This is a genomic window from Nocardia takedensis NBRC 100417, assembly GCF_000308695.1.
GTDB lineage: Bacteria > Actinomycetota > Actinomycetes > Mycobacteriales > Mycobacteriaceae > Nocardia > Nocardia takedensis.
Genome location: NZ_BAGG01000060.1, coordinates 25,152 through 51,284, shown reverse-complemented (window position 1 = coordinate 51,284; position 26,133 = coordinate 25,152). Strand labels below are relative to the sequence as shown.

Below are 26,133 nucleotides of genomic sequence, written 5' to 3'. Positions count from 1 at the left end.
CGAAGGTCGCCCCTGCGGAGATCACCGACGAGTCGGCGGTTTCCCGAACGGCGCGGTGAATTCGCCCGATCCGGTCCCCGGCGTTGTCACTTGTGGTTACCATTCGGTAGGTGGGTCAGCTGTCCCAGTCAGCTGATCTCTGTCGCCCACACCGATGTTCGAGGAGCGCAACGATGCGTTCACTGCCGACCCTTCGTCGTGCCCGATTCCTTGCCCTGGCCACCGCGAGCGTGATCACCGCCATGATGCTGCCGGGCAGCGCGTCGGCGGATCTGCGCTCCGATATCGCGAACTCCGTCCAGGAATTCCTCGAGGTGGGCACCACCTCGGTCCCCCGCGCCGACTGCGGCCCCGGCTCACGCCCGGAGACCGGTCTGCAAGGCGATGTCCCGGCCGCTGACCGGGACAGTGGCCGCAGCACGGCCGGCTACTCCTGCAACATGTCGATGGTCGGCAATTTCGCCGGACGCGGCGCGGGCATCACCTCCACCAGCTACGACCACTGCGCCTACCTGGGCACCTTCTTCCCCGGCGACCTGATCAGCGAGGGACGCGGCGTCCAGGTGCTCGACGTCTCCGATCCGGCCAACCCCCGCCCGACCGCCGTGCTCGCCGAACCCGCCATGCTCGCGGGCACCTGGGAGAGCCTGAAGGTCAACGCCGACCGCGCGCTGCTGGTCGGCACCGGCGTGCCCCTGCTGACCGGCGCGGGGTACCTGTCGATCTACGACGTGTCCGACTGCGCGCATCCCCGCCTGCTCAACCCCGGTCCCGGCACGAATCTCGGTATGCCCCTGCCGATCACGACGCACGAGGGCGGCTTCTCCCCCGACGGCAACACCTACTGGGCCTCCGGTCTGACACCGGGGCTGGTCAGCGCCGTGGACATCTCGAATCCGGCCGCGCCGCGGGTCATCTGGCAGGGGCTGACCGGGATCGAATCGCACGGTATGGGTTTCAGCCCCGACGGCACCCGCATGTACATCTCCGCGCTGAGCGGATTCACCGTCCTCGACGTCGGCGCGATCCAGCGCCGCGAACCCGCGCCGCAGGTCCATCACCTCGGCCGGGTGTTCTGGAGCGACGGGCAGGCCACCCAGCACAGCGTGCCCGTCAGCTACGACGGCAGGCCCTACCTGTTCACCGTGGACGAAGGCGGTTCGGGCGGCGTCAAACTCATCGATGTCTCCGACGACGCCTCCCCCGAGATCGTCGCCAAGATCAAACTCGAGATCAACCTGCCCGCCAACCTCGACGCCAATATCGGCTCGTCCATGGGTGGTTCGGCCTTCGCCTACGAATCGCACTACTGCGCGGCCGACCGCCCCGAGAACCCCACCGCGCTGGCCTGCGGCTGGATCTCCTCGGGCATCCGGGTCTTCGACGTCAGCGATCCGGGGAACATCCACGAGATCGCCTACTTCAATCCGCCCGCGCGCACCGGCCGCAACCTGGAACTGTGGAATTCGCCGCACGCGCTGGCCTCGTTGATCGGCGTGCCGCTGCTCTCGGCGATCCCGGTCGCCCGCGCGGTGCTCGAGGGGCAGTTCGATCCGTGGCAGGCGCTGACCAGCCGCACCGGCCGGATCGCGTTCGGCGACATGTCCACCGACTGGTGTTTCTCGCCGCCGGAGTGGCGCGGCGACCAACTCTACGTCGCCTGCTCGGACAACGGATTCATGGTGTTGCGACTGGAGAACGGCGTCTACGACGTGCCCGCCGACCAGCGCTCCACGGTCGGGTCATGAGCGCGGACCGCCGCTCGCCCGTGCTGGTCGCAGGCGTCGGCCTGCTCGCGGTGTTCCTGGTGGTGCTGGGCGCGGCGCTGCGGCCGGTGCTGCTGCCCGAGACACCCGTCGCCGCGCCGGTGCTCAGCGAGGTGGAGATCGGCTTCGCCCAGGACATGACGGCCCACCACCAGCAGGCGCTGCTCATGACCCAGCGACTCGACCCGAACGCCGAACCCGCCGTGCGTCGCCTGGCCCAGCAGTTGTCCGACGCCCAGCGGCTCGAGATCGGCGCCATGCTGGGGTGGTTGCGCCTGGCCGGGGCCTCGCCGCTGCCCACCCGTCCGATGGAGTGGATGAGCACCGACCTCCCGGTCGCCCACGGGCACAGGTCGACCACCCCGACCACGCCCGCGACGACCATGCCGGGCATGGCCACCACCGCCGACCTCGACGCGTTGGCCGCCGCGACCGGACGCGACGCCGAGATCCGCTACCTGCGCCTGATGATCACCCACCACCAGGGCGGGATGCAGATGGCGCGGGCCGCGGATCTGCTGCTGGCCTCGGGCCCGGTGAAGGAGGCCGCGCGCGGGATGCTCCAGAGCCAGCCCCAGGAGATCGGGATCATGAGCCTACTGCTCACCCAACTGGGCGGATAGCGGTCACGAGCGCGTCCTCGGTATCGTCGTCGGCGACGGCCGCGCGGCCGGGAGAGGCCGTGGACGATCATGATCGAAGTGGACCAGGTGCTGATCCCCGACCACGTCACCGGCTATCCCGACATCGCCTTCGGCGGGTATGTCGCCGGTCTGCTGGCGGCCCGCGCACCGGCCGAGCCCACGGTGCGCGTCGACTTCCGCCGCCGTGTCGCCGTCGGCGTGCCGCTGCGGATCATCGACCTCGGCGACGGCGGGCACGCACTGGTCGACGCCGCGGACGCGGTCCTGGCGGAATCGATCCCCGCGACCTTGTCGGTGCGGGTGCCGCCATTCCCGTCACTGGACCGCGCGCGGGCGCACACCGAGGCCGCGCTGCCCGGGCGACGGGTCACCGACTGCTACGGCTGCGGATCGGGGTGCGCGCCCGGTGAAGGACTGCACCTCTACCCGAGCCCGCTCGACGATCTCATCGTGGCGGCGTGGACGCCCGACCCGGTGCTGGCGGGCCCCGACGGCGTGCTGCTGCCCGAGAACCTCTGGGCCGCACTGGATTGCCCCGGCGGCTGGGCGGGCATCGAATATCTGGGGATGCGCCACGGCGGCGCGTTGACAGCCGCGCTCACCGCGACGAACATCGCCCCGGTCCGGGCGGGCGCACCGCACCTGTCGGTGGCGTGGCCGATCGCGGCGCAGGGCCGCAAGTTCACGGTGGGCGTGGCCGTCGCCGACGCCGACGGCGCGCTGTGCGCGGTGGCCGAGGCGCTGTGGGTGCACCCGCGCAGCACGGCCTGAGCGCTGATCAGGCCGGAGCGTTGCCAGGTTCGTGAGCGCGGGTCAGGAATTGTCGACGAAGCGGTACCAGGGGATGTGATACGCCTCGTAGCCGATCCCGCGTTCGGCGGGCGCGCCGAGCGCGGGCGGCGGAGTGTCGGGGAAGTAGCCGAAACCTTCGGCGTTCTTCTCCTCGCCCTCGAAGTAGAACAGGCAGCCGCCGTCCTTGCGGTCGATGTAGCGGATGCTGTAGACGCCGAGACGGGTGCGCTGACCGGGGTTCACGCAGTCCGCGGCCTGCTCCTCGAGGATGCCGCGCGACAGTTTCCAGGCGGCCCGCTCGGGGATGTCGTAATAGACCGCCGCGCCGAGCAGGCCCAGCAGCAACGGCGCGGCCAGGCTCAGCCGGAACGCGCGATAGCGGAACAGGCCGATCAGGCCGAACAGCAGCGCCAGGACCCCGGCCACGCCGAGCAGTGCCCACAGGACCACCTCGGCGGTCTCGGTCCCCCGCGAGGCGATCACCCAGAACTGCACCAGGCACAGGATCGCCGTCACGCCGATGACCACGATCATCCACCACGCGAACCAGATCGGGGTGCGCCTGCGGGTCCGCTCATCGACGCTCATGCACACGAAGATAGCCGCGCCCGCACCGGCCCGCGCGCCGTGGTCCGTATCTCGTCACGCCGCAGCGTCTCTCGACAGGTCCCCGGAGACGGAGAAACCCCCGCCACGCTCCTCGAAAGGGCGGACGGGGGCTTCCCGGTCGATGCGACTCAGAGCGGAGGGAACCCCGCCGAACCGGTCGCGATCCAATTCCACAAAGCGGCGGCCCGGTTGGTGACCAGCGCGACGATGTCGAGAACAACACTTCCCATACTTTTCCTGACCTCCGACGATCTCCAGTGCAGCGACCAGGGTAACGGACCGGTCTCGGACCGGCGCACCCCGGTGAAAGGGGACAACCCCACCGATCACATCCGGCGGGGGTCGTCCACCATTACCCGTTCGACTCGAAGAATCCACCCGATCCGACGAACCTCACAAGCGATCCGGACCGACGAGTCACGCGGCGACCGGATGGTCTCTCAATAGCCGTGGCGCTGCTCACATCCCAGCGCATTTCGGTGCGCCGGAGATATCGAGAAGGCGACAGTAGGATCGGCAGAAGCGTGCCCGCCGGGGCCGATGCGGCAAATATTCTGGAGGAGACCCGATGTCGACTGGGATCACCGAGGACACCCCGAAGTCGGAGCACCCGCCGACGCCGCCCACGCGGGCCGAGCAACTGCGCGCGGTCGCGACACTGATCAAGTCGGGCGGCCTCAAGCCGCTCGCCGTCTACACCTACGGTCAGCAGAAGACCGCCACGAAGAACGCCATGTACAAGTACCTCGGCAAAGGCGTCGTCGCGGGGACGGCCGCGCTGTACCGGGTCCTGCTGCCCGCGGTCACCGCACCCACCGAAGGAACGTTGCGCGACAAGCTGATCGAACTCGTCGAGCGGCACGCGACAGTCATCCAGACGGCCCCGCTGAGCAGAGTGGCGCTGACCTGGTTGGCGGCGGGCGCACCCGCCGAAGCGAACGAGACGCTGACCAAGGCCGCCATGTTCCGCATGGGCGTGAACTACCACTACCGTCAGCCGTTCGAGCAACTGTTCGCCACCGACGAAGGACGCGCGGTACTCGGCACGGACAACGTCCCCGCCGCGGTCGCCCAACTGATCGGCCCGGTCGCCCACGGACGCCTCGTCGGCGCCGCCCGCACCACCCACGCCGACCACGTCCGCATCGTCGACGAATTCCTCGCCTCCCACCAACCCCCGACCCCCACCTCCCCCGCCCCGGAATCCTGAACCCGACCGTTCTGCCTGGTCCCCGACGCCGACCCGCCAGATACCCGATCACCAGGTGCGGACTTCCCCGGCGCGGCCGATCGGCCCGTAGCGGCTGATCGCGCCGTCGATGTGAGCTGCCAGGGCCACGCGCCCGTCGGGCAGACGCAATCGCGGAGGAGGACGCATCGGCAGCGCCGTACCGGCGAGGAGGATGCCCGCTCCGGCGGAACTCGGCAGCTCGGCAGCCGCGTACAGGTCGGTGGCGTCCGATGCGGCGGGGTCGGAGGCGAGGGCGTCGAGGAAGTCCAGGCGCGCCGGGGAATCCTCGTGGTGCGCGACATGGGTTCCGGAATTGATGGCCACTTCGATGAATTCGGCCATGAGGGTCGGATCACGCAGTGCGTGTAGCCACTCGAACAGGTTCGATCGGCGGGCGGGATGGCTGCCGCTCCACGCCACGCGTGCGTCGGCGTGGAGGAATTGCAGGCGCTGATGGTCGATGTATATCGCGGCGGGCAAGGCCAGATCGAGGAGTCGACGCTGGTCGTGTGGAGCCCGGTCGGCCAGGCAGACGGCGGCGAACAGATCGCAGGTGGCCAGTCCCATCAGGTCATTCAGGTCGCTGTAGAGCCCCCGAGCGCGAGCGGTGCAGGTGAGTGCTTGCCCGGTGTCGCCGCGGTTCGCGTGCGCGACAGCGAGATTGAAAGTCTTGGTCGCGACCGCGCGCGGCGAAACCGGGCCGGGCCTGGAACCGTCGAGGGTGGATTCGAGCGTCTCGATCACGCCGTCGCCGACACCGCTGTTCATCCGGATCATGCCCAACGTGTGCCTACACGCCGTGGCGTGATCGTTCTGCCCCGCCGCGCGGAACACCGCTTCGGCGGCGGTGAGCATCCGCACCGCTTCGGTGTAGCGGGTCTGCCGGAGGTAGACGTTGGCGAGATTGAACTCGACGACAGCGAGAGAGACAGCGGCAGCGCCGAGAGCACGCAGACTCGCGATGGCGCGGTCGAGCATTGTCTCGGCCTCGGGGAACCGTCCCGTGTGCAGATACACCATGCCGAGCGCGCATTCGGTCTCGGCGAGTTGGCGAGGATTCCCGTGGCGCAGCAGCGTCGCGCGGGCGTCGAGCAAGGTCTCCTCCGCGGCGCGGAACTCCCCGAGCCCGACGTGGCACATGCCACGCAGACTCTGGCAGACAGCGATCTTCGGCCATCGACCCAGCTGTTTCAGAATCCGGCGAGGCTCATCGAGAAGCTCCAGCACACCACGGTAATCCCCCTCGCGAATCATCGCCTGCGCCAGCGTCATCGAGCAGTCCACCGCCAACTCCGCCAACCCTCGGGCTCGCGCCTCGCTCAACGTCTCGCCGAGCAGGCCCCGTGCGCCGCGGGTGTCGCCGTGCTCCAGGTGCACCCGGGCCAGGAAGTAGCGGCCGGTGAGATAGTGCTCGCGATTGCCCTCGGCGAGTACCGCATTGGCCCGGACCAAGAGCCCGCGGGCCGCCTCCAGCTCACCGCGGTTGAGGTGAACAGCCGCGATATGCGCCTCGCACCAGGCCATCTCGTCGGGATGTCCGGCCTTCTGGGCCGCCGCGTACGCGGCTCGGTACTGCACCAGCGCATCATCCAACCGCGCGAGATCGAAGAGCGTGCGGCCACGCTCGAGCGCGATGACGAAGCCGGAGTCCGCACGCCCGGCCGCCGCATATTCGCCCTGGGCGCGTCCCCACATGGCCTCGGCGGCAGCGCCTTTGCCCTGCCCAGCCAAGATCAGCCCCGCCCGGTTCAGACAATCGGCGCGATGCTGTGCTCGTTCGGCGGGATAGTGGCTGACGGCGGCTTCGAGCATTCGCAGCGCCTCGTCCAAGCGCCCCGCGCCGGTGAGCGCCGTGGCCAGCGCGTCCTCGCATTCGCCGATCCGCTCGGGGTCGCCGATGGTCACGACCAGACCGAGGGCGACCTTCAATTCCCGCTCGGCGGCCGCGGCGTTACCGAGGTCGTTGTGGAGACGGCCCATCATGTACCAACAGCGGAACCGGGCGTCGACCTCCTCGGCACCGTACAGTTCGCTCGCGCGATCGAAATGTACGTGCGCCGGCACGAGCTCGCCTACCGAGGCGGCGAGATCACCACGATACGAATGTGTTCGCGCCGCATCGTTGACGCGACCAGCCGAGACGAATCCTCGTTCGGCCGATTCGAACGCGATGACGGCACGCGCCCGATCACCCGACTGGGCGTAGGCGACACCTGCCCAATACCAGCACTCGCCCCGCGCCCCCGACGTCTCGGTCAGTTCGGCGGCATCCGACAGGGCGGCCGCCGCATCGGCGAAGCGCCCGTTATCGAGTAGCAAACGCCCGCGCGCGAACCGAGGGTGTGGCCTGTCTTCCGACTCTCCTTCGTCCACGGTTATCGTGCTCCCTCCCGATACTCCCTCGAACGTCGCCGCACCGACGTCGTTCGCCACGCGCCGCCGACCCGCGGACGTGGTCCATCGACAACGCGCCGCGAGGAGCAATTCTGACCGAGAACCCACACCCTGTCAGTCCTGCATTCAACTGACACACCACTACGAACACGCCGACCGTGTCGTCACTGCGCCGATGCGGTGCGGCCCGGGCCTGGTCACATTCCGAAAGTCGTTGTCCTGCAACAGTTATACAAGTTCCATCCACGCCTCCACCTGTGCGGCGGCGGGATCCTCGGGCAGGTCCGGCATGCTAAAGCGCAGCAACTCCACCATTGCCGGATCGGCGTCGACGCCGCTGAAGGTGTCGTCGATGAAGTCGTGAATGTTGCGGTGCCGTCGGAGTAGAACCGAATCGTCTTGACCGTCAGACCGGTCCGCTCGGTCAAGGCCCCGATCGTGAAGAGCATCTCCTCGTTCATGCACCAAGCTTGACGTCTCCCCCTGATGGAGACTCGAGTCGACAGCCCCGACCCCGGAGGATCGAGACCGCGAACCATTTCCAGAGCGGACTGCTGTTCGGCCGATCACTGCATCCGTGCGAAGGACCATCGGCCGTCCCTTCGGGACCTTCACCGAGGGCGTACTCACCGAGGACGGCGGCCGCTATCGGCGCTGACACGCCATCACTTCTCGACGACGGCAGCCATCCCGCGGGTGACCGTTCTTGTGACCGTATCGACCGTGAGTGGCCGGTATTCGGGCTGATCTCCAGTAACGACAGAGGCCCCTCACCTGGTGTTCCAGGTGAGGGGCCTTGAGTCGAAAAGTGCTGTTAGAAGCTACTTTTCAAGCACCGCAACTCACAAGCAGTTCAGCGCCTTGGCCTCACGACGCCGCCGGTGCAGAATCGGCTCGGTGTAACCGTTGGGCTGCGCGGCGCCTTCGAAGATGAGTTCGCGCGCGGCCTGGAAGGCGATGCTGCCCGCGAAGTCGGGGGCCAGCGGGCGGTAGTTCGGGTCGCCCGCGTTCTGTTCGTCGACGATGGGGGCCATTCGTTCGAGGCTGGCCTGGACCTGGTCGGCGGTGACGACGCCGTGGCGCAGCCAGTTGGCCATCAGCTGGCTGGAGATGCGCAGGGTCGCGCGGTCCTCCATGAGGGCGACGTCGCGGATGTCGGGGACCTTGGAGCAGCCGACGCCCTGGTCGATCCAGCGCACCACGTAGCCGAGGATGCTCTGGGAGTTGTTGTCCAGCTCTTGGCGCTTGTCCTCTTCGCTCCAGTTCGGCTCGGCGGCCAACGGGATGTCGAGGATCTGGTCGACGGTGGCGCGGCGGCCGCCCTTGGCGATTTCGCGCTGCCGCTTGAACACGTCCACCAGGTGGTAGTGGGTGGCGTGCAGGGTGGCGGCGGTCGGCGAGGGCACCCAGGCGGTGTTGGCGCCGGACTTGGGGTGGCCGATCTTCTGGACGAGCATGTCCGCCATGAGATCCGGCATGGCCCACATGCCCTTGCCGATCTGCGCCTTGCCGGGCAGGCCCGCGGCCAGACCGGTGTCGACGTTCCAGTCCTCGTAGGACAGGATCCACTGCTGGGATTTCATGTCGGCCTTGCGCACCATCGGACCCGCCTCCATGGAGGTGTGGATCTCGTCGCCGGTGCGGTCGAGGAAGCCGGTGTTGATGAAGACGACGCGTTCGGCGGCGGCGGCGATGCAGGCGGCGAGGTTGACCGTGGTGCGGCGCTCCTCGTCCATGATGCCGACCTTGAGGGTGTTGCGGGTCAGCCCGAGCACGTCCTCGACGCGGGCGAACAACTCGTCGGTGAAGGCGACCTCGTCGGGGCCGTGCATCTTCGGCTTGACGATGTAGACCGAGCCGGTGCGGCTGTTCTTCAGCTCGGTCTCGTCCTTGAGGGAGTGGATGGCGATCAGCGAAGTGATCAGCCCGTCGAGGATGCCTTCGGGAACCTCGTTGCCCTGGCCGTCGAGGATCGCGTCGGAGGTCATCAGGTGACCGACGTTGCGCACGAACAGCAGCGAGCGGCCGTGCAGCACGACCTCGCCGCCGTCGAGGGCGGTGTAGACGCGGTCGGGGTTCATGGTGCGGGTGAAGCTCTGGCCGCCCTTGTCGACCTTCTCGGCCAGATCGCCCTTCATCAGGCCCAGCCAGTTGTGGTAGCACAGGACCTTGTCCTCGGCGTCGACCGCCGCGACCGAATCCTCGAAGTCCATGATCGTGGTGACCGCGGATTCGAGCACGACATCCTTGACGCCCGCGGTGTCGGTGCTGCCGATCGGCGAGTCCTTGTCGATCTGGATCTCGATGTGCAGCCCGTTGTGCTTGAGCAGGATCGAGGTGGGCGCGTCGGGCGAGCCCAGGTAGCCGACGAGCTGGTCGGCTTCGGCCAGGCCGATGCTGGTGCCGTCCTCGAGGCCGACCTCGAGTTCGCCGTCGACGATCGTGTACGAGGTGGAGCCGATGTGCGAGCCGGTGATCAGGGTGACCGAGTCGTCGAGGAAGTTACGGGCCCATTCGATGACCTTGTCGCCGCGAACCTTGTTGTAGCCCTTGCCCTTGTCCGCGCCGCCGGTCTCCGGGATCGCGTCGGTGCCGTAGAGCGCGTCGTAGAGCGAGCCCCAGCGCGCGTTGGCGGCGTTGATCGCGAAGCGCGCGTTCATCACCGGCACCACCAACTGCGGACCCGCGGTGACGGCGATCTCGTCGTCGACGTTCTGCGTGGAGATGGCGGAGTCCGCGGGTTCGGGACGTAGGTAGCCGATCTCGGTCAGGTAGTTCTTGTAGGCCGCGCGGTCGTAGTTCGCGCCCGGGTGTTCGGCGTGCCAGGCGTCCAGCTTGCCCTGGATCTCGTCGCGTTCGGCGAGCAGGGCGCGGTTGCGCGGGGCCAGATCCTCGATGATCCGTTCGGCGCCTGCCCAGAACGCGGCGGAATCCACGCCGGTTCCGGGGAGCGCCTCGTTCTCGATGAACTCGTGGAGAACGCTGGCAACCTGGAGCCCGCCGACCTGAATCCGCTCTGTCATCTACTGCCTCACTTCTGAGAAAGCCGCTGTGAAAAAGACGGGCTCGATGTTACCCGTCGGTAGTTCTCGCACCGCGCGACGGGTGTTCGAGGCCGGGGCGTCGGTCGACGCGCCATCGGCACATTCTCTCCTCGCCGCCGCCGGTAACCGGGTGTCCCGGCGCGGGCGAGTCGCACGGTCGTCGGCGATCGGCCGAACTCCACCCTTGATCCTATCGGCACGCGCAATTAATGTACTGATCGGAACATTTACTGTGATCCGGGCGACGCGACCCCTCGGGACGTCACCGGATCGGACGGGAGAACACGTGTCGCTCACCGACAAGGTCGTCGTGGTGACGGGCGGAAGCCGCGGGCTGGGCCGGGAGATGGTGCTGGCCTTCGCCGCCGCGGGCGCCGACGTGGTGGTGGCCAGTCGCAAACTCGACGCGTGCGCGGCGCTCGCGGACGAGGTGCGGGCCACCCACGGCCGACGGGCCTTGCCGGTGGCGTGCAACGTCAGCGAGTGGGACCAGTGCGACGCGCTGGTCGAGACGGTCTACGCGGAGTTCGGCCGGGTCGACGTCCTGGTCAACAACGCGGGCCTCTCGCCGCTGTACCCGAGTCTGGACCAGGTCTCCGAGGCGCTGTTCGACAAGGTCATCGGCGTGAACCTCAAGGGGCCGTTCCGCCTGTCGGCGCTGATCGGCGCGCGGATGGCCGCGGCGGGCGGCGGGTCGATCATCAACGTCTCCTCCATCGAGGCGGTGCGCCCGGAACCGTTCGCGGTCCCCTACTCCGCCGCCAAGGCCGGACTCAACGCCCTGACCGGCGGACTGGCCCAGACCTTCGCCCCGACGGTGCGCGTCAACACCATCCAGTGCGGACCGTTCGCCACCGACATCTCCCTGGCCTGGCCCGACGCGCTGCGCGAGGAACTGACCAAGCACAACGCGCTGCGCCGGGTGGGCGAACCGAACGAGGTGGTCGGGGCCGCGCTGTTCTTCGCCACCGACGCCTCGGCCTTCTGCACCGGGTCCACGCTGGCCCTCGACGGCGGCTGGCGATGAGGGCGCTGACCTACGCGGGTCCGGGCGTCATCGACTGGTCGGAGGTGCCCGATCCGACGCTGCCCGGCCCGGACGGCGCGATCGTGCGGGTGCGCGCGGCGGGCGTGTGCGGCAGCGATCTGCACATCTACGCCGGTCACGGCTTCACGCCCGGCACGGGCTACGGCGTCGGCCACGAAGCGGTGGGCGAGATCGTCGAAGCGGGGCCGCTGGTGCGCGGGTTCGCGGTCGGCGACCGCGTCCTGGTCCCGGCCTCGGCGGGCTGCGACCGGTGCGGCAACTGCCGGGTCGGGTTGGTCTCGGCCTGCGCGTCCCAGCCGAAACCCGCCGACGCCTGCTACGGACTCGGCGGCGCGCTGGCAGGCGCGCAGGCGCAGTACCTCGCCGTCCCGCATGCCGACGGCAATCTGGTGCGCCTGCCGGAGTCGATCGGCGACGCCGCCGCGATCGTGCTCACCGACAACGCGCCCACCGCCTGGTACGGGGCGCGGCGCGCGCGGATCGCCCCCGGCGACACGGTCGTGGTGATCGGCCTCGGCCCGGTCGGGCTGATGGCGGTGCAGGCCGCCTTCGCCATGGGCGCGGCGCGGGTGCTCGGCGTCGACCTGCTGGCCGAACGCCGGGAACGCGCGGCCGCGCTGGGCGCGGAACCCGTGGACTCCGACGATCCGAAATCCGCCGTGCGCGAGAGGCTCGGCGGCGGCGCGGACGTCGCGATCGAGGCGGTCGGCGCGGACGCCACCATCGCGCTGGCGATCTCGGTGGTCGGCCACGGCGGCCGGGTCTCGGTCATCGGGGTCAACCAGAACCGCGCCTACCCGTTCCACATGCCGCTCGCCCAGGTCAAGGATCTGGAATTCCACATCGGCCTGTGCGCGGTGCAGTACGAACTGCCCGCCCTGCTCGCGCTCACCGCCGCCGGTCGGCTGCGTCCGGAGACGGTCGTCTCGCACCGGATGCCGATGTCGGCGGGCGACGCGGCGTACCGACTGTTCGCCGAGCGCGCCGACGGGGTGAGCAAAGTGGTGCTGGACCCGTCGTCATGACCGGCGCCGCGCCCACCCGCCGCCGCGGCCGCCCGCCCGCCTCGGAATCGACGGCGGGCGACACCAGGGGCCGCATCGTCGCGGCCGCGGTGGACCTGTTCGCGGAGAAGGGTTTCCACGGCACCGGGGTCGCCGAGATCGGCGACCGCGCCGATGTCCAGCGGGGCGCGCTGTATTACCACATCGGGTCGAAGGAAGAACTGCTCTGGCAGATCCTGCGCGACTACATCGAGCTGATGCTCGTCGACGCCGAAACCATCGCCGAGAGCGCCGACGACCCGATCGTCAAGTTGCGCAAGCTTTTCGACAGTCACGTCCGGCTGATCATCGAACACCGCCGCGAGGTCGCGATCCAGTTGCGCGACGTGACCGCGCTGACCGGCGAGCGCGCCGCGCAACTGCAACAGTTGCGCGACCGGGTCCAGTTCTGTTGGCAGCGCGTACTCGACGACGCCCATGCCGCGGGCCTGCTGCGCACCGCCGACCACGTGCTGACCAACAGCGTGCTCGGCATGCTCAACGCGGTGACCTTCTGGTACCGGCCGCACGGCGGTCGCTCCCCCGGCGAGATCGCCGACCTGCTCGCCACCACCGTCCTCGACGGCATACTCACCACGCCCGACACGAAAGGTTGACCATGGCTTGGGATTTCGAAAGCGATCCGGATTTTCAGCGCAAGCTCGACTGGGCCGCGGAATTCGTCCGCACCGAGGTCGAACCGCTGGACCTGATCTACCCGAATCCGTACGACCGCACCGACAAAGAGGCCATGGCGCTGATGGGCCCGCTCAAGGAGCAGGTCAAGCAGCAGAAGCTGTGGGCCTGCCACCTCGGCCCGGAACTCGGCGGGCAGGGCTACGGTCAGCTCAAACTCGGCCTGCTCAACGAAGTGCTGGGCACCTCGAACTGGGCGCCCTCGGTCTTCGGCTGCCAGGCCCCCGATTCGGGAAACGCCGAGATCCTCGCGCACTACGGCACCGAGGAGCAGAAGGCGAAATACCTGAAGCCGCTGCTCGACGGTGAGATCGGCTCCTGTTACGTGATGACCGAACCGCAGGGCGGCGCCGATCCGACGCTGTTCACCTCGCGCGCGGTGCGCGACGGCGACCACTGGGTCATCAACGGCGAGAAGTGGTTCAACTCCAACGCCGAATTCGCCTCCTTCCATATCGTCATGGTCGTCACGAACCCGGATGTCAGCCCGTACCAAGGCATGTCGATGTTCATCGTGCCCGCCGACGCGCCCGGCCTCGAACTGGTCAAGAACTTCGAGGTGCCCGGCGTCAGCAAGTCCGAGGGGCATCTGCGCTTCACCGATGTCCGGGTGCCCGCCGACCATCTGCTCGGCGAGGAGGGCATGGGCTTCATCGTGGCCCAGACCCGCCTCGGCGGCGGCCGGGTGCACCACGCCATGCGCACGGTCGCGCTGGTGCGCCGCGCCTTCGACATGATGTGCGAGCGCGCGGTGTCGCGGCAGATGCGCAAGGGTTCGCTGGCGGGTTTGCAGATGACGCAGGAGAAGATCGCCGACAGTTGGATCGAGATGGAGCAGTTCCGACTGCTGGTGCTGCGCACCGCCTGGCGCATCGACAAGGAACAGGACTACCTGGCCGTGCGCAAGGACATCGCCGCCATCAAGGTGGCCATGCCCAAGGTGATGCACGACATCGCCCAGCGCGCACTGCACCTGCACGGCGCGATCGGCGTCAGCACCGACCTGCCGTTCGTCGACATGCTCAACTACGCCGAGGTCATGGGCCTGGCCGATGGCCCGACCGAGGTGCACAAGATCACCCTCGCGCGGGAGGTGCTCAAGAACTACGCGCCCGCCGATCAGGTGTATCCGAGCGGGTACCGGCCCGCGCTGCGCGAACAGGCGCGCGAGCACGTCGCCCGCCGCCTCGAGCATCTCGTCGGCAACCTCTGATTCGGTAACCTCTGACGCGGCAAGCACAGGGTCGCCAAGCACAGGGTCGACACCGCGGAGTAAGCCCCCACAGAGTCGACAACCGCGGGGTCGAAAACCGCGGCGTCCGACGTCGACGGGATGGGCGCGTCCCGTCCCCGTCAGGCGGTGGCCCGCAAGTACGGCTCCTCGGCCGCGGGTACGGCGAGGCCCGCGGCCGGGCTCAACCGCAGCACCGTGGGCATACGGCGGGTCACGCCCAACTGCCCGCTGAAGCGGACCCGGCCCGCGTGCTGGGCCTGCGCCAGCGGCAACCGGCCCAGCCAGACCTGGTAGAGCGAGGCGACGTCGGCGGTGATCGTGACGTCCACCGGGTAGCCCGGGTCGGTCGTGCACACCGAGGGCACACTCCGGTCGACCACGATCCAGTAGCGCCGGGCGTCGTCGGTGAAGCGGACCGCGAACACCTGGCGTCGGCCGGGCAGGTCCGCGGTGTCCAGGCGGGTGTGCATCCACCACACCAGCAGGTCGGCGTCCAGTTCGGCGGGATCGGGCTCGCCGAAGGTCCAGCGCGCGCCCCACGCGCCCAGCCCGAACAGGATCGGTTCCAGGTCGCGCCCGGATTCGGTCATCAGGTAGTCGCAGCCGACGCGGTCGACCAGGCCCGCGCGCTCGAACTGGCGCAACCGCTTGGTGAGCAGGCTGCGCGAGAGCCCCGGCAGGCCGCGCGCCAGATCGTTGTAGCGGGTCGAGCCGAGCAGCAGATCGCGCAGGATCAGCAGCGACCAACGATCGCCGAGCACCTCCAACGCGCGCGAGATCGGGCAGTACTGGCCGTAGCCCTGCTCGTCGCGGGTGGGCAGTTCGCCGCTCACGGTCACCTCCGGGTCGTCGGGCCCGCCGTGAGGTCCATTTCCTGCACCGGGCGGGTCCATTTTCTGGACTATCCGGTTATCGCGGCGGTTCGTAGCTTTCGAAACATGACGACTTCCACCGTGCCCACCACCGCCCCCGACCTCGACCGCCTCGCCATGGCCCGGCGCATCGGCAACACCCTGCGCCCCGGCGTCGCCGAACGCGACCGCACCGGCGAACTCGACCCCGCCGCCTTCGACCTGCTGCGCGCGAGCGGACTGTCCGCCGCGCTGGTTCCCGTCGAATTCGGCGGCGGCGGCGCGACCCACCACGAGATGGGACAGATCCTGCGCGAACTCGGCCGCCACGACCCGTCGGTCGCGGTCGCCTTCGCCATGCACTCGCACCTGGTCGCCACCCAGGTGTGGCGCCACAACCACGGCAACGACGCGAGCGCGGTCTTCGCGAAGGTCGTCGACGGCGCGATCCTGGTCAGCACCGGCGCCTCGGACTGGGTCGACTCCTCCGGCCGGGCCGAGCGCGTCGAGGGCGGCTACCGGGTGCACGCCCGCAAGGCGCCCGCCAGCGGGTGCGAGATCGGCGACGTGCTGGTCACCAGCATCCGTTGGGACGCCTCCCCCGACGGAGCGCAGGTGCTGCACTGCGCGATCCCGACGAGCGCGCCGGGCGTGCGCGTCGAGAAGACCTGGGACACCATGGGATTGCGCGCCAGCGGTTCGCACACGGTGGTGTTCGAGGACGTCTTCGTCCCGGATGCCGCGATCTCGATGATCCGCCCGGCCGCGCCGTGGCCGCCGCTGCTCAACGTCGTGGTCGGAGCCGCGATGCCCTTGGTCATGGCCGCCTACCTCGGCATCGCCGACGAGGCCGTTCGCCTGGCCCTCGAACTCGTCGCCGGACGCACCGACGCGCACGTGATCTGCCTGGCCGGCGAGCTGACCACCGCGCACGGCACCGCCGAGGACCTGGTCGAGGCGATGTTCACGGGGTCGCGGAATCTGAGTTTCGCCAACACCGACGAGTACGCCGCGCGCACCCTGGCCCGCAAGACCGCGGCGGCCGAACACCTGATCGCCGCTGTCCGACTCGCCATCGAAACCGTTGGTGGACTGGGCTATTCGCGATCCTGTGAACTCGAGATGCGCTATCGCGACGTGCACGGCAGCCTGTTCCACCCGCTGCCGAGGGCCAAGCAGGTCCTGTTCGGCGGCCGCGTCGCGCTGGGTCACGGCCCGCTGGGCTGACCGGGTCGGTCCGGCCCCGAAAAAATAGGCCGACAACGGCACAGTCGGTGTGCCACCATGGCATTCAGAGCGATCGCCCGCCCCCGGGCGATCACCCGAGCATCCGGAGAGGAGGTGGCCCGTGTACCCACAGCACAGGGACGATGCCCTGAATTCGCGCATGACCGTCGCACGCGAAGTACCGAGCCGCCTCCACGCCGGTCGCTGACCGCGACCGCTGCATCCTCCCTTTCCGCTCTCTTCTCGAAACATGGTGAGCCCCATGACCTCGCGCCCTGTCACCGTCGCGGTGACCACTCCCCCGGACAACTGGATACACTCGAGCGTTCTGGTGCTGAACGCCTCGTTCGAGGCCATCGCCGAGATCCGGGCCGACCGCGCCGTCGTGCTGCTGGTCGGCGGGGTCGCGGAGTCGATCGCCGACCGCGAGCCGTACGTGCCGATCCGGTCCAAGCACCTCGAGATCGCCCTGCCCGAGACCATCCGCCTGCTGCGCTACGTCTTCCTCGAGCACGTGAACCTGGTGCACGAGGACAGCCGGGCCACCTTGGCGGGTGTGCTGCGCCGCGACAAGCACCGGTGCGGCTACTGCGCGGGCTGGGCCCGCACCGTCGACCACATCCGGCCGCGCAGCCGGGGCGGCCCGAACACCTGGGGCAACCTCGTCGCCTGCTGCGCGTCGTGCAATTCCGCCAAGGCCGACCGCACGCCGGAGGAGGCGGGCATGCGTCTGCTCTGGCAGCCCAAGGCCCCCGACCCCCTCGCCAAGCGACAGCGCCGCATCTGGCGGCAACTGTCCACCCCCGGCCACCACGTCCCCGACGACCACAGCACCGACCGCCGCGGAAAGGAGTGCGGACCATGACCCTCCATCTGGAGTCGACCGGCGCCGAGCCGACGCTGATCGACCTGCTGCCGCTCTCGGACAGCCGCGAGTGGCATCGCGCCGCCTGCCGGGGCGACCCGAACCACGAGGCGTGGTTCCCGTACCCGTCGCAGGATTTCGAGTACGCCCGCGAGATCTGCGCCGGGTGCCCGATCCGGCCCGGCTGCGCCGAATTCGCTTCCGGCACCGGGCAGTCCGGTGTCTGGGGCGGACACGAGTTCGACCGCGGGCGGATGATCCGCGAGTGAGCTCGGCCACAGTGCGCCGGGGTCGGTGTCCCAGGTCATCGGACACCGACCTCGGCGCGCGGTCACGGGGCGGGTGACCATACACTGTTGCGCCGTGGGCACACATCGCAGCGGAATCAGATCCCGAGGCGTCAGCAAGGGTCCGGTCATCGCGGTGGTGGTACTCGTCCTGCTGGTCGCGGCGACTTTCGCGTGGTTCCAGTTCCGGGATCGCGCGGCCGACCGGGACAGCGCCGCGGCCTCGGAATGCGTCGAGGGCGAATCGGTCCTCGACGTCACCGCGGACCCCGACATCGCGGTCCCGGTCCGCACCCTCGCCGAACGCTACAACGCGACGAAGCCGACCGTGCGCGACCACTGCGCGGCGGTGCGGGTGCGGGCCGCCGATTCGGCGGCCGTCGCCGCGGGTCTCGCGCCGGGCGGTTCCTGGAACGAGGCGCTGGGGCCCAAGCCCGCGCTGTGGATCGCCGATTCGTCCCGTTCGATCGAGGCCGTCCGGGTGCCGGGCCTGATGGAGGGCGAACCCACCCCGATCGCGAGCAGCCCTGTCGTCCTGGGCGTGGCCGAACCGCTGCGCCAGGCCCTCGAGGCCGCGCGGATCGCCTGGAGCGATCTGCCGAATCTGCAACAGGGCTCGCTGGCCGACCTCGGCCTGTCCGGCTGGGGCGGACTGCGCATGGCCCTGCCGCCGGGCGATTCCTCCTTGGCGGCGGCCACCGCGATCGGCGCGATGGTCTCCGGCGTCGATCCGCTGACCACCGAGGCCGCCAGATCCGGACAGGTCTCCTCGGCGGTGTCGGGACTGGCCGCCGCCGCCCCCGAGAGCACCGGCACGGGCGCGGCCCTGGACACCATCGCGACCGCACAAAGCCCCGACGCGGCCACCATCCACGCCGTCCCCGCGACCATCCAACAACTCGACGCCCACATGGGCGTGGTCGGCTACCAACCCGTGGGGGCCGCGCCGATCGCCGACCATCCGGCTGCGGTCATGTCCGGTTCCTGGGTCGACCAGACCCAGAATCTCGTCGCGGGCGTGTTCACCGCCTTCCTGACCACCCCGCAGAACGCGGCGGTGTTCCAGGAGGCCGGATTCACCGCCGCCGCGCCCGACATCGTGCCCGGCGCCACCCGCGAAGCACTGGCCGGTCTGACCAAGAACATCGCCGATCCCGTACTCGGGGTGCACGCCACCGTGCTGCTCGACGTGTCCGCGTCCATGTCGGGGACCGACGGCGCCGGCACCCGCCTGTCCAACAGCCTCGGCGCGCTGCGCTCGACCCTGCAGGTGATGCCGCCCGATTTCGGGCTGGGGATCTGGACCTTCGGCAAGAACCTCGACGGCGCCAAGCCCTACAAGGTGCTCGTGCCCACCGAGCGACTCGACACCGGCCAGCGCTCCACCGTCGACACCGCGCTGAGCGCGGTCAAGGTCACCGAGTCCAAGACCGACCAGGCGTATCCGACACTGCTGGCCGCCTACCGGCAAGCCGTCGCCGACTACGCCGCCGAGCGCGCCAACTCGCTGCTGCTCATCACCGACGGCCCCGACGACGACTCGTCGGTGACCGGCGCGCAACTGCTCGCCGACATCACCGCCGCGACCGACGCGTCGCGGCCGGTCCGCATCGACGTGGTCGCGATCGGCGGCGCGGGCACCCAGACGCTGCGTGATCTGGCCCAGCGCACCGGCGGCACCTACACCGCCGCCGACGCCTCGGGCAATCTGGCTTTCGCCAGCGCTGTGGTGCAGGCGCTGACGACGCCGTGAGGGCCGGTCAGTCGGCGTAGGCCGACAGCGGCGGGCACGAGCAGACCAGATTCCGGTCACCGTAGGCGCCATCGATGCGGCGCACCGCGGGCCACACCTTGGCGCGCGCGTGCCCGCGACCGCGCGGGTAGACCGCGATCTCGCGACTGTAGGGGTGCTCCCACTCCGCGACCAGACAGGCCGCGGTGTGCGGAGCGCCGCGCAACGGGTTGTCCTCCGCCGGCCACACCCCGGCCGCCACCTTGTCGATCTCGCCGCGGATCGCGATCATCGCGTCCACGAAAGCGTCGATCTCGGCGAGGTTCTCGCTCTCGGTCGGTTCCACCATCAGCGTGCCCGCGACCGGGAAACTCATGGTCGGAGCGTGGAAACCGTAGTCGGCCAACCGCTTGGCGACATCATCGACGGTGACGCCGGTTCGTTTGGTGATCTCACGCAGATCCAGGATGCACTCGTGGGCGACCATGCCGTTCTCGCCCGTGTAGAGCACCGGGTAGTACTCGTCGAGCCTGCGCGCGACGTAGTTGGCGGACGCGATCGCGGTCAACGTCGCCGCGCGCAGTCCCTCGGCCCCCATCATCCGGATGTAGGCCCAGGTGATCGGCAGGATCGAGGCCGAACCGTACTTCGCCGCCGACACCGCGTGCGACCCCGCTTCCAGTGGGTCGCCGGGCAGGTACTTCGCCAAGTGCGCGCGCACCGCGACCGGTCCGACGCCGGGACCGCCGCCGCCGTGCGGGATGCAGAAGGTCTTGTGCAGGTTCAGGTGGCTGACGTCGCCGCCGAAGCGGCCCGGCCGCGCCAACCCGACCAGCGCGTTGAGGTTCGCGCCATCGACGTAGACCTGCCCGCCCGCCTCGTGCACCAACTCGCACAGGTCGGCGACCTCGTGCTCGTACACCCCGTGCGTGGACGGGTAGGTGATCATGATGCAGGCCAGGCGTTCGGCGTGGTCGGCGATCTTGGCGCGCAGGTCGTCCAGGTCGACGTCACCGTTGTCGCGGCAGCGCACCACCTCCACGCGCATACCCACCATCGCGGCGGAGGCGGCGTTGGTGCCGTGCGCGCTGGACGGGATCAGGCAGGTGTCGCGGTGGTCGTCGCCGCGGTCGAGGTGGTAGCGGCGGATGGCCAGCAGGCCCGCGTACTCGCCTTGACTGCCCGCGTTCGGTTGCAGGCTGACCGAGTCGTAGCCGGTGATCTCGCACAGCCAGCGTTCCAGGTCGGCCACCACGGCCAGCAGACCGGGCGCGTCCTCGGCGGGTGCAAAGGGGTGCACGCGGGAGAAGCCGGGCCAGGTGATCGGTTCCATCTCCGCGGTCGCGTTCAGCTTCATCGTGCACGAACCGAGCGGGATCATGCTGCGGTCGAGGGCGATGTCCTTGTCGGACAGTCCGCGCAGGTAGCGCAGCATCGCCGTCTCGGTGTGGTGGCTGGTGAAGGCGGGGTGCGTGAGGAAGTCCGAGGTCCTGGTCTCGATGTCGGCCACCGCGGGTCCGTCGGTCTCGACGGACAGCGCGGTGCCGAAGGATTCGAGCACGGCGGCGACGTGCGCGTCGGTGGTCGCCTCGTCGCAGGCGATGCCGACGTGGTCGGCGTCGACCAGGCGCAGGTTGATCCCGCGCGACTTGGCTTTGGCCACCACGGCTTCCGCGCCGCCGGGGACGCGGGCGAGCACCGTGTCGAAGAACCGGCCGTGTACGAGCGCGCCTTCGAGGCCCGCCGCGAGCGTCGCGGCGTGCGCGTGTACGCGCCGCGCGATCGCGCGCAGGCCGTCGGCCCCGTGATAGCTCGCGTACATGGCCGCGACGATCGCCAGCAGCACCTGGGCGGTGCAGATGTTCGAGGTCGCCTTCTCCCGGCGGATGTGCTGTTCGCGGGTCTGCAGGGCCAGGCGGTAGGCCGGGTCGCCGTCGGCGTCGACCGAGACGCCGACCAGACGCCCCGGCAACTGGCGGGCGTATCCCTGGCGGACGGCCAGATATCCCGCGTGCGGACCGCCGTAGCCCAGCGGCACGCCGAAGCGCTGCGTGGTGCCGAAACAGACGTCGGCGCCTTGTTCGCCCGGCGAACTCAGCAGGGTAGCGGCGAGCAGGTCGGCCCCCACCGCCACCAGCGCGCCGCGGTCGTGGGCCGCCCCGATCACCGAGGTCCAGTCCACCACGCGACCGGACGCGCCCGGCGTCTGCACCAGCACGCCGAAGAACTCGCCGTCGGGCAACTCGACCGCGGAAAGATCGGCGTCGACGATCTCGATGCCCAGCGGTTCGGCCCGGGTGCCCAGCACCGTCCTGGTCTGCGGGAACACGTCGATGTCGACGAGCAGGCGCGCCGATTTCGAGCGGCCCGCGCGCCGCAGCAGCGTCATCGCCTCGGCGGCGGCGGTGGCCTCGTCCAGCATGGACGCGTTGGCCACCTCCATTCCGGTCAGGTCGGAGACCATGGTCTGGAAGTTCAGCAGCGCCTCGAGCCTGCCCTGGCTGATCTCCGGCTGGTACGGCGTGTAAGCGGTGTACCAGGCCGGATTCTCCAGCAGATTGCGTACCAGCACCGGCGGGGTCAGAGTGTCGTAGTAACCGAGCCCGATCATCGAGGCGGCGACGGTGTTGGCGCCGGCCAGCGCGGCGAGTTCGGCCAGCACCTCGTGTTCGGTCGCGGCGGGCGGCAGGCCGGACAGCGGTCCTTCGGCATCGTCGAGGATGCTCGCGGGCACCGCGGCGCGCGCGAGGGCGTCGAGGGAGTCCACGCCGACGACGGGCAGGATTCGGGCGAGTTCACTGCGGTCCGGTCCGATGTGGCGGTCGGCGAAGGATCGAGTCACGGCAGCTCCAAGGTCGGGCGGGTCGACCGCGCGGTCGACAGGGGTCCGGCCCTCCCCCTCTGTCGTGGAGCCTGAGAGATTCGGGATGTGTCGTCCCTTTCCCCATGGGCGGGCGGCACGGTGACCACCGCTTTCCAGAGACGTCGGAGCCCGTGCGGTCCGGTTGCCTGAGAGATTGACGGGGAGGTGCTGCTCCTTCGGCGTCCGGTCTCACTGGTGGAGCCGGAACTCTCCCGCACGGCGGTGACGTACCGCCAAGTCTATGCCGACTGCCCACACATGAGGGGTCTTGCCCGACTGTAGGGCTCGTCACTTCCGGCCACGCACCGGTACGCCCGGCATCCCGGGAACGGCGAAGGCCGCCCCGATCGTGGATCGGAGCGGCCTTCGTGGTCGGTTCTAGCCGGTCTTGGCGTTCATCCGCGCCTTGCGACGGTAGGCGAGTTCGTCTTCCGGGCGTTCGGTGGCCGAGGAGGCCCGCTCCGCCGGGAAGTTGGCGATCGCGCCGGTCAACTCCCGCATGGCCCCGCTCACCGCGATCCCGAACACGCCCTGGCCGCCCTGCAGTAAGTCGACGACCTCTTCGGGCGAGGAACACTCGTAGACCGAGGTGCCGTCCGAGAACAGGGTGATGCCCGCCAGATCCTGGACGCCGCGACTACGCAGATGATCGACGGCTATCCGGATGTTCTGCAACGAGATCCCCGCGTCGAGCAGGCGTTTGACGATCTTGAGGACCAAGATGTCCTTGAACGAGTACAGCCGCTGACTGCCCGATCCCGCGGCGCCGCGGATCGAGGGCACCACCAGGCCGGTGCGCGCCCAGTAATCGAGCTGGCGATAGGTGATACCCGCTACCTGGCACGCACTGGGGACGCGGTAGCCCACTAGATCGTCGGGCACCGAATCATCCGGGAACAGGCCAGGCTGTACCACATCCTGCGATTGCTCTGCCACTGACCACTCCCTTGCTCCGCCGACGCCTTGTCACTGACGATGACCCGGCTCCGTGACGACCATCCTCCGACTGAGCGACTCCCACTGCGATCCTCGAGATCGTCGCCTCGTCGGGCACGGCCCAACTATCGAGGTTACTCCCCTGATTCTCCTGGGAGCGGCCGCATCGATCCAAACGCGACGCGCGGTAAAAGTCTCGACCTGTACTTCAGGGAGAGAGAATGGTCGAGAGCTGTCAGCTATCGGTGGCCTTGAAATCGTCCGGCGAGACCGACTCCAGGAACTCCTTGAACTTCTCCACCTCGTCCTCGCGCTCATCGGGCATCACCAGCCCCGCCTCGTCGAGAACCGCCTCCTCGGCGTAGATCGGGCAACCGACCCGCAAGGCGATGGCGACCGAATCCGAGGGCCGCGCCGAGATCGTCAGGTCGTTCTCGAACACCAGGTCCGCGTAGAAGGTGCCCTCCTGCAGATCCACGATCCGCACTTCCTTGAGCGTGTGCCCGAGTTCGGCGATCAGGATCTTGATCAGGTCGTGGGTCAACGGTCGGATCGGGGTCACCCCCTCCTGCTCGAGCACGATCGCCGTCGCCTCGGCCTGCCCGATCCAGATCGGCAGATATCGGTCCCCGGACATTTCGCGCAGCAAGAGCACGGGCTGGTTCTGCGGCTGCTCGACACGAATGCCGATTACGCGCATCTCACTCATCGCACTGCCTCCCATACTCGCCGGCCGCCCGGCATGACCGCTGCGGAGCTTGGCCGTACCACGAGTCTAAGCGAACGGACAGCGGTGCTGCGATCGGTGCGCGGAGCCGAAACCTGTGTGTTGTCGCGGTGGAACACGAGCCGCGCCGCGACCGAGCTCCCCCGGTGCGACCGCGGGACGCGGCGGCGCGGATCGACGGAATCAGCCGCCCAGCGCGTTGCGCACCGACGCCTTGACCAGACTGGTGTGCAGGGCCAGCGACAGCGCCGCCAGTTCGCGCACCGTCTCCTCGGCCCGCGCCCGCGCACCCGCGTCGCGGCTCTTGGCGATCGGCGCGGCGATCTGGGCCAACAGCGCGGCCTCACGGTCGGCCGCCAGCTTGAACGCGCGCAGATGCCGCGCCTCCAAACCGAATTCGGCCATCGCCCGCGCGGTCTTGGCCAGCACGACCGCCTCGCCGTCGAAGAATCCCGCCGGACCGGGGGTGATCAGATTGGCCCGGATCAGATCGGTGAGGAATTTCTCGTCGATCTCGGCCTGCTGGAGCAGATCCGCACGCGTGAGCCGGATTTCGTGATCGAACCGCAGTTCGTCGGGTGAGATCTCCCCGGGCACGACCCCGAGCCTACGCGGCGCGGCCGCACCCGGCATCCGGACAGGGCGACCCACCGCCTCCGCGGCGGGTTCGACGAACCGTTCGGCCTCACCGCCGACGCGGCCGGAGACCGCGCGAGCGCGCGCTTCGCGCACCCCCAAGGTCGCCGCGCCGCTGTCGATGGCCTCCAGCTGCTCCTTGATCACCTTCAGCGGCAGGTACTGATCGCGTTGCGCGGTCAGCACGAACCGCAGCCGTTCGCAGTCGGCGACCGAGAACCGGCGATAGCCCGAAGGCGTGCGCTCGGGCCTGATCAGACCCTCGGCCTCGAGGAAGCGGATCTTGGAGATGGTGACATCCGGGAAGTCGGGGCGCAGCAGGTCGAGTACGGAGCCGATCGACATGCCTCCGCGCGCCCACTGCGCCGCGCCCGTCACAGCGCCGCGTCCTGCGTGATCGCGAGCGCCGTCTCGTTCACAGGCTGCCCGCACCCGCCGACGGCTCGTTGACCTGCGCGCGCGGGCCGGTCAGGAAGACCAGCCGGAACTTGCCGATCTGCACCTCGTCGCCGTTCTGCAACTCCGAGGAGTCCACCGGCTCACGGTTGACGTAGGTGCCGTTCAGGCTGCCGACATCCACGACCTGGAAGGTGTCGTCGTCCTGCCGGAACTCGGCGTGGCGACGGCTGACGGTGACGTCGTCGAGAAAGATGTCACTGTCGGGATGGCGGCCCGCCGACGTGGTCGGCTGATCGAGTAGGAATCGCGATCCCGCGTTCGGACCGCGCTTGACGACCAAGAGGGCCGCACCGACGGGCAGACCCTCGACCCCTTGGACCGGCTGTTCGCCGGTCGGCTCTCCGGAGCGCGACGCCTCGACCTCGTTCAGGAAATCCGCGCGGAAGACCGACGTAGTCTCGGCCGCGGTCTCCTGGTAACCCGGGTCTTTGTTCTCGCTCACCGTTTCTCTCCTCCTCGAACCTGATTATCCATACAAGCAGGTGATGTCCTCTTCGACACGACGTGCCGCGCCGCTGCGAACACGGCCATCCACCGCCGGACATCTGTTGGCATTGACCGTACCCTGCCGGGGCGTGCCCGTGCAGGTAGAACCGGGAAGGCCGGCTCAGCCCCCGATAACTCCTTGATAACCCGCCGCATCCAGCAGTTCACCGAGGTCGGCGTCGAGTCCGGCGGCGTCCGCGACCCGCAACTCGAACAGCCAACCCGCGCCGTAGGGATCCGCGTTCAGCGTCTCCGGCGCCTGCGCCAACTCCTCGTTGACGGCAACGACTTTCGCGGTCAGCGGGGCGTAGATGTCGGAGACGCTCTTGGTCGACTCCACCTCGGCGATGCTCTCGCCCGAGACGACCTCGCTGTCGGTCTCGGGCAATTGGACGAACACGACGTCACCCAGCTGTGACTGGGCGTAGTCGGTGATACCGACCCGGACCGTCGTGGGGTCGACGCGCAGCACCCACTCGTGCTCTTCCGTGTAGCGCAGATCCTCGGGGGTCTGGGTCACGAGGCCGTCCTTTCTCGTCGAAGTCGATGGCAACTCTATTAGA

23 protein-coding genes and 1 riboswitch are annotated in these 26,133 nt (G+C 69.2%); of the genes, 12 read left to right on the top strand and 11 right to left on the bottom strand.

Going from position 1 to position 26,133, the window contains the following annotated elements:
* The first annotated feature begins 173 nt into the window (after positions 1-173).
* The 3 genes from ON30_RS12255 (at position 174) to ON30_RS12245 (ending at position 3,181) form a co-directional block, all read left to right on the top strand.
* Complete coding sequence (locus ON30_RS12255) at positions 174-1,748, top strand: LVIVD repeat-containing protein (protein ID WP_040706723.1); 1,575 nt, start codon at positions 174-176, stop codon at positions 1,746-1,748.
* Complete coding sequence (locus ON30_RS12250; RefSeq protein ID WP_040706721.1) at positions 1,745-2,389, top strand: DUF305 domain-containing protein; 645 nt, start codon at positions 1,745-1,747, stop codon at positions 2,387-2,389. The genes ON30_RS12255 and ON30_RS12250 overlap by 4 nt, the downstream gene beginning before the upstream one ends.
* Before the next feature lie 69 nt (positions 2,390-2,458).
* Positions 2,459-3,181: a hotdog fold domain-containing protein gene (locus ON30_RS12245; RefSeq protein ID WP_040706720.1), complete on the top strand. Its 723-nt coding sequence runs from the start codon at positions 2,459-2,461 to the stop codon at positions 3,179-3,181.
* A gap of 42 nt (positions 3,182-3,223) precedes the next feature.
* On the opposite strand, the gene ON30_RS12240 is transcribed toward ON30_RS12245, so the two are convergent.
* A complete protein-coding gene (locus ON30_RS12240) occupies positions 3,224-3,790 on the bottom strand; it encodes a hypothetical protein (protein ID WP_051029224.1) in 567 nt (188 codons plus the stop codon).
* A gap of 589 nt (positions 3,791-4,379) precedes the next feature.
* Here ON30_RS12240 and ON30_RS36065 point away from each other — a divergent pair.
* Entirely contained in the window at positions 4,380-5,021 is a 642-nt protein-coding gene (locus tag ON30_RS36065; RefSeq protein ID WP_051029223.1) for a hypothetical protein, read from the top strand.
* A gap of 48 nt (positions 5,022-5,069) precedes the next feature.
* Here ON30_RS36065 and ON30_RS12230 read toward each other — a convergent pair whose 3' ends face one another.
* The 3 genes from ON30_RS12230 to ON30_RS12225 all read right to left on the bottom strand — a co-directional run bounded on the left by ON30_RS12230 (position 5,070) and on the right by ON30_RS12225 (position 10,459).
* Positions 5,070-7,526 (bottom strand): tetratricopeptide repeat protein, encoded by a 2,457-nt coding sequence (locus ON30_RS12230; protein WP_169334905.1) that lies wholly within the window; start codon positions 7,524-7,526, stop codon positions 5,070-5,072.
* Positions 7,527-7,664: 138 nt separating this feature from the next.
* Positions 7,665-7,904 carry a hypothetical protein gene (locus ON30_RS40590; RefSeq protein ID WP_218006253.1) on the bottom strand — a complete coding sequence of 80 codons (240 nt, stop codon included), beginning with the start codon at positions 7,902-7,904 and terminating at the stop codon, positions 7,665-7,667.
* 374 nt (positions 7,905-8,278) lie between these two features.
* Positions 8,279-10,459, bottom strand: coding sequence for a malate synthase G (locus ON30_RS12225; RefSeq protein ID WP_040706716.1), 2,181 nt, complete (start codon positions 10,457-10,459; stop codon positions 8,279-8,281).
* Between the two features lie 307 nt (positions 10,460-10,766).
* Here ON30_RS12225 and ON30_RS12220 point away from each other — a divergent pair, with 307 nt between their 5' ends.
* Genes ON30_RS12220 through ON30_RS12205 form a run of 4 tightly spaced genes read left to right on the top strand, consistent with a single transcriptional unit; the run spans position 10,767 to position 14,480 of the window.
* Positions 10,767-11,507 (top strand): SDR family NAD(P)-dependent oxidoreductase, encoded by a 741-nt coding sequence (locus ON30_RS12220; RefSeq protein WP_040706714.1) that lies wholly within the window; start codon positions 10,767-10,769, stop codon positions 11,505-11,507.
* Positions 11,504-12,553 (top strand): zinc-binding dehydrogenase, encoded by a 1,050-nt coding sequence (locus ON30_RS12215; protein ID WP_040706713.1) that lies wholly within the window; start codon positions 11,504-11,506, stop codon positions 12,551-12,553. The genes ON30_RS12220 and ON30_RS12215 overlap by 4 nt, the downstream gene beginning before the upstream one ends.
* Positions 12,550-13,188 (top strand): TetR/AcrR family transcriptional regulator, encoded by a 639-nt coding sequence (locus tag ON30_RS12210; protein WP_040706712.1) that lies wholly within the window; start codon positions 12,550-12,552, stop codon positions 13,186-13,188. The genes ON30_RS12215 and ON30_RS12210 overlap by 4 nt, the downstream gene beginning before the upstream one ends.
* A 2-nt stretch (positions 13,189-13,190) precedes the next feature.
* Positions 13,191-14,480: an acyl-CoA dehydrogenase family protein gene (locus ON30_RS12205; RefSeq protein WP_040706711.1), complete on the top strand. Its 1,290-nt coding sequence runs from the start codon at positions 13,191-13,193 to the stop codon at positions 14,478-14,480.
* 140 nt (positions 14,481-14,620) lie between these two features.
* Here ON30_RS12205 and ON30_RS12200 read toward each other — a convergent pair whose 3' ends face one another.
* Entirely contained in the window at positions 14,621-15,334 is a 714-nt protein-coding gene (locus ON30_RS12200) for a winged helix-turn-helix transcriptional regulator (protein WP_245554011.1), read from the bottom strand.
* A 105-nt stretch (positions 15,335-15,439) separates the two neighbouring features.
* Between ON30_RS12200 and ON30_RS12195 the strand changes: the two genes are divergently transcribed.
* The 4 genes from ON30_RS12195 to ON30_RS12180 all read left to right on the top strand — a co-directional run bounded on the left by ON30_RS12195 (position 15,440) and on the right by ON30_RS12180 (position 19,484).
* Positions 15,440-16,579 (top strand): acyl-CoA dehydrogenase family protein, encoded by a 1,140-nt coding sequence (locus ON30_RS12195; RefSeq protein ID WP_040706710.1) that lies wholly within the window; start codon positions 15,440-15,442, stop codon positions 16,577-16,579.
* A gap of 262 nt (positions 16,580-16,841) precedes the next feature.
* Positions 16,842-17,444, top strand: a complete 603-nt coding sequence (locus ON30_RS12190; RefSeq protein ID WP_083911332.1) for an HNH endonuclease — start codon at positions 16,842-16,844, stop codon at positions 17,442-17,444.
* Positions 17,441-17,713, top strand: a complete 273-nt coding sequence (locus ON30_RS12185; RefSeq protein ID WP_040706709.1) for a WhiB family transcriptional regulator — start codon at positions 17,441-17,443, stop codon at positions 17,711-17,713. Before ON30_RS12190 ends, ON30_RS12185 begins: the two co-directional genes overlap by 4 nt.
* A 94-nt stretch (positions 17,714-17,807) precedes the next feature.
* On the top strand, positions 17,808-19,484 hold the full coding sequence (locus ON30_RS12180; protein WP_040706758.1) for a vWA domain-containing protein: 1,677 nt from the start codon (positions 17,808-17,810) through the stop codon (positions 19,482-19,484).
* Between the two features lie 7 nt (positions 19,485-19,491).
* On the opposite strand, the gene gcvP is transcribed toward ON30_RS12180, so the two are convergent.
* From gcvP to gcvH, 6 genes are all read right to left on the bottom strand, one after another.
* Positions 19,492-22,305, bottom strand: a complete 2,814-nt coding sequence (gene gcvP / locus ON30_RS12175) for an aminomethyl-transferring glycine dehydrogenase (RefSeq protein ID WP_040706708.1) — start codon at positions 22,303-22,305, stop codon at positions 19,492-19,494.
* 145 nt (positions 22,306-22,450) lie between these two features.
* Positions 22,451-22,551: riboswitch (glycine riboswitch) on the bottom strand.
* Positions 22,552-22,704: 153 nt separating this feature from the next.
* Positions 22,705-23,262 (bottom strand): MerR family transcriptional regulator, encoded by a 558-nt coding sequence (locus ON30_RS12170; RefSeq protein ID WP_040706707.1) that lies wholly within the window; start codon positions 23,260-23,262, stop codon positions 22,705-22,707.
* 235 nt (positions 23,263-23,497) lie between these two features.
* A complete protein-coding gene (locus ON30_RS12165) occupies positions 23,498-23,971 on the bottom strand; it encodes a bifunctional nuclease family protein (RefSeq protein WP_040706706.1) in 474 nt (157 codons plus the stop codon).
* A 201-nt stretch (positions 23,972-24,172) separates the two neighbouring features.
* The gene (ftsR, locus tag ON30_RS12160; RefSeq protein ID WP_051029231.1) at positions 24,173-24,970 is read right to left on the bottom strand and encodes a transcriptional regulator FtsR; all 798 of its coding nucleotides are present in this window, start codon (positions 24,968-24,970) and stop codon (positions 24,173-24,175) included.
* Between the two features lie 70 nt (positions 24,971-25,040).
* The gene (odhI, locus tag ON30_RS12155; RefSeq protein WP_040706704.1) at positions 25,041-25,526 is read right to left on the bottom strand and encodes an oxoglutarate dehydrogenase inhibitor Odhl; all 486 of its coding nucleotides are present in this window, start codon (positions 25,524-25,526) and stop codon (positions 25,041-25,043) included.
* A gap of 165 nt (positions 25,527-25,691) precedes the next feature.
* On the bottom strand, positions 25,692-26,090 hold the full coding sequence (gcvH, locus tag ON30_RS12150; RefSeq protein ID WP_040706703.1) for a glycine cleavage system protein GcvH: 399 nt from the start codon (positions 26,088-26,090) through the stop codon (positions 25,692-25,694).
* Positions 26,091-26,133: the final 43 nt, after the last annotated feature.

Excerpts from the sequence above, each read along its gene's own strand:
- ON30_RS12215 (WP_040706713.1), top strand. The coding sequence starts at position 11,504 with ATGAGGGCGCTGACCTACGCGGGTCCGGGCGTCATCGACTGGTCGGAG.
- ON30_RS12225 (WP_040706716.1), bottom strand. The coding sequence starts at position 10,459 with ATGACAGAGCGGATTCAGGTCGGCGGGCTCCAGGTTGCCAGCGTTCTC.
- ON30_RS12250 (WP_040706721.1), top strand. The coding sequence starts at position 1,745 with ATGAGCGCGGACCGCCGCTCGCCCGTGCTGGTCGCAGGCGTCGGCCTG.
- ON30_RS12190 (WP_083911332.1), top strand. The coding sequence starts at position 16,842 with ATGACCTCGCGCCCTGTCACCGTCGCGGTGACCACTCCCCCGGACAAC.
- ON30_RS12205 (WP_040706711.1), top strand. The coding sequence starts at position 13,191 with ATGGCTTGGGATTTCGAAAGCGATCCGGATTTTCAGCGCAAGCTCGAC.
- ON30_RS36065 (WP_051029223.1), top strand. The coding sequence starts at position 4,380 with ATGTCGACTGGGATCACCGAGGACACCCCGAAGTCGGAGCACCCGCCG.
- ON30_RS12165 (WP_040706706.1), bottom strand. The coding sequence starts at position 23,971 with ATGAGTGAGATGCGCGTAATCGGCATTCGTGTCGAGCAGCCGCAGAAC.
- ON30_RS12210 (WP_040706712.1), top strand. The coding sequence starts at position 12,550 with ATGACCGGCGCCGCGCCCACCCGCCGCCGCGGCCGCCCGCCCGCCTCG.
- ON30_RS12195 (WP_040706710.1), top strand. The coding sequence starts at position 15,440 with ATGACGACTTCCACCGTGCCCACCACCGCCCCCGACCTCGACCGCCTC.
- ON30_RS12185 (WP_040706709.1), top strand. The coding sequence starts at position 17,441 with ATGACCCTCCATCTGGAGTCGACCGGCGCCGAGCCGACGCTGATCGAC.
- ON30_RS12245 (WP_040706720.1), top strand. The coding sequence starts at position 2,459 with ATGATCGAAGTGGACCAGGTGCTGATCCCCGACCACGTCACCGGCTAT.
- ON30_RS12255 (WP_040706723.1), top strand. The coding sequence starts at position 174 with ATGCGTTCACTGCCGACCCTTCGTCGTGCCCGATTCCTTGCCCTGGCC.
- ON30_RS12240 (WP_051029224.1), bottom strand. The coding sequence starts at position 3,790 with ATGAGCGTCGATGAGCGGACCCGCAGGCGCACCCCGATCTGGTTCGCG.
- ftsR (WP_051029231.1), bottom strand. The coding sequence starts at position 24,970 with ATGTCGATCGGCTCCGTACTCGACCTGCTGCGCCCCGACTTCCCGGAT.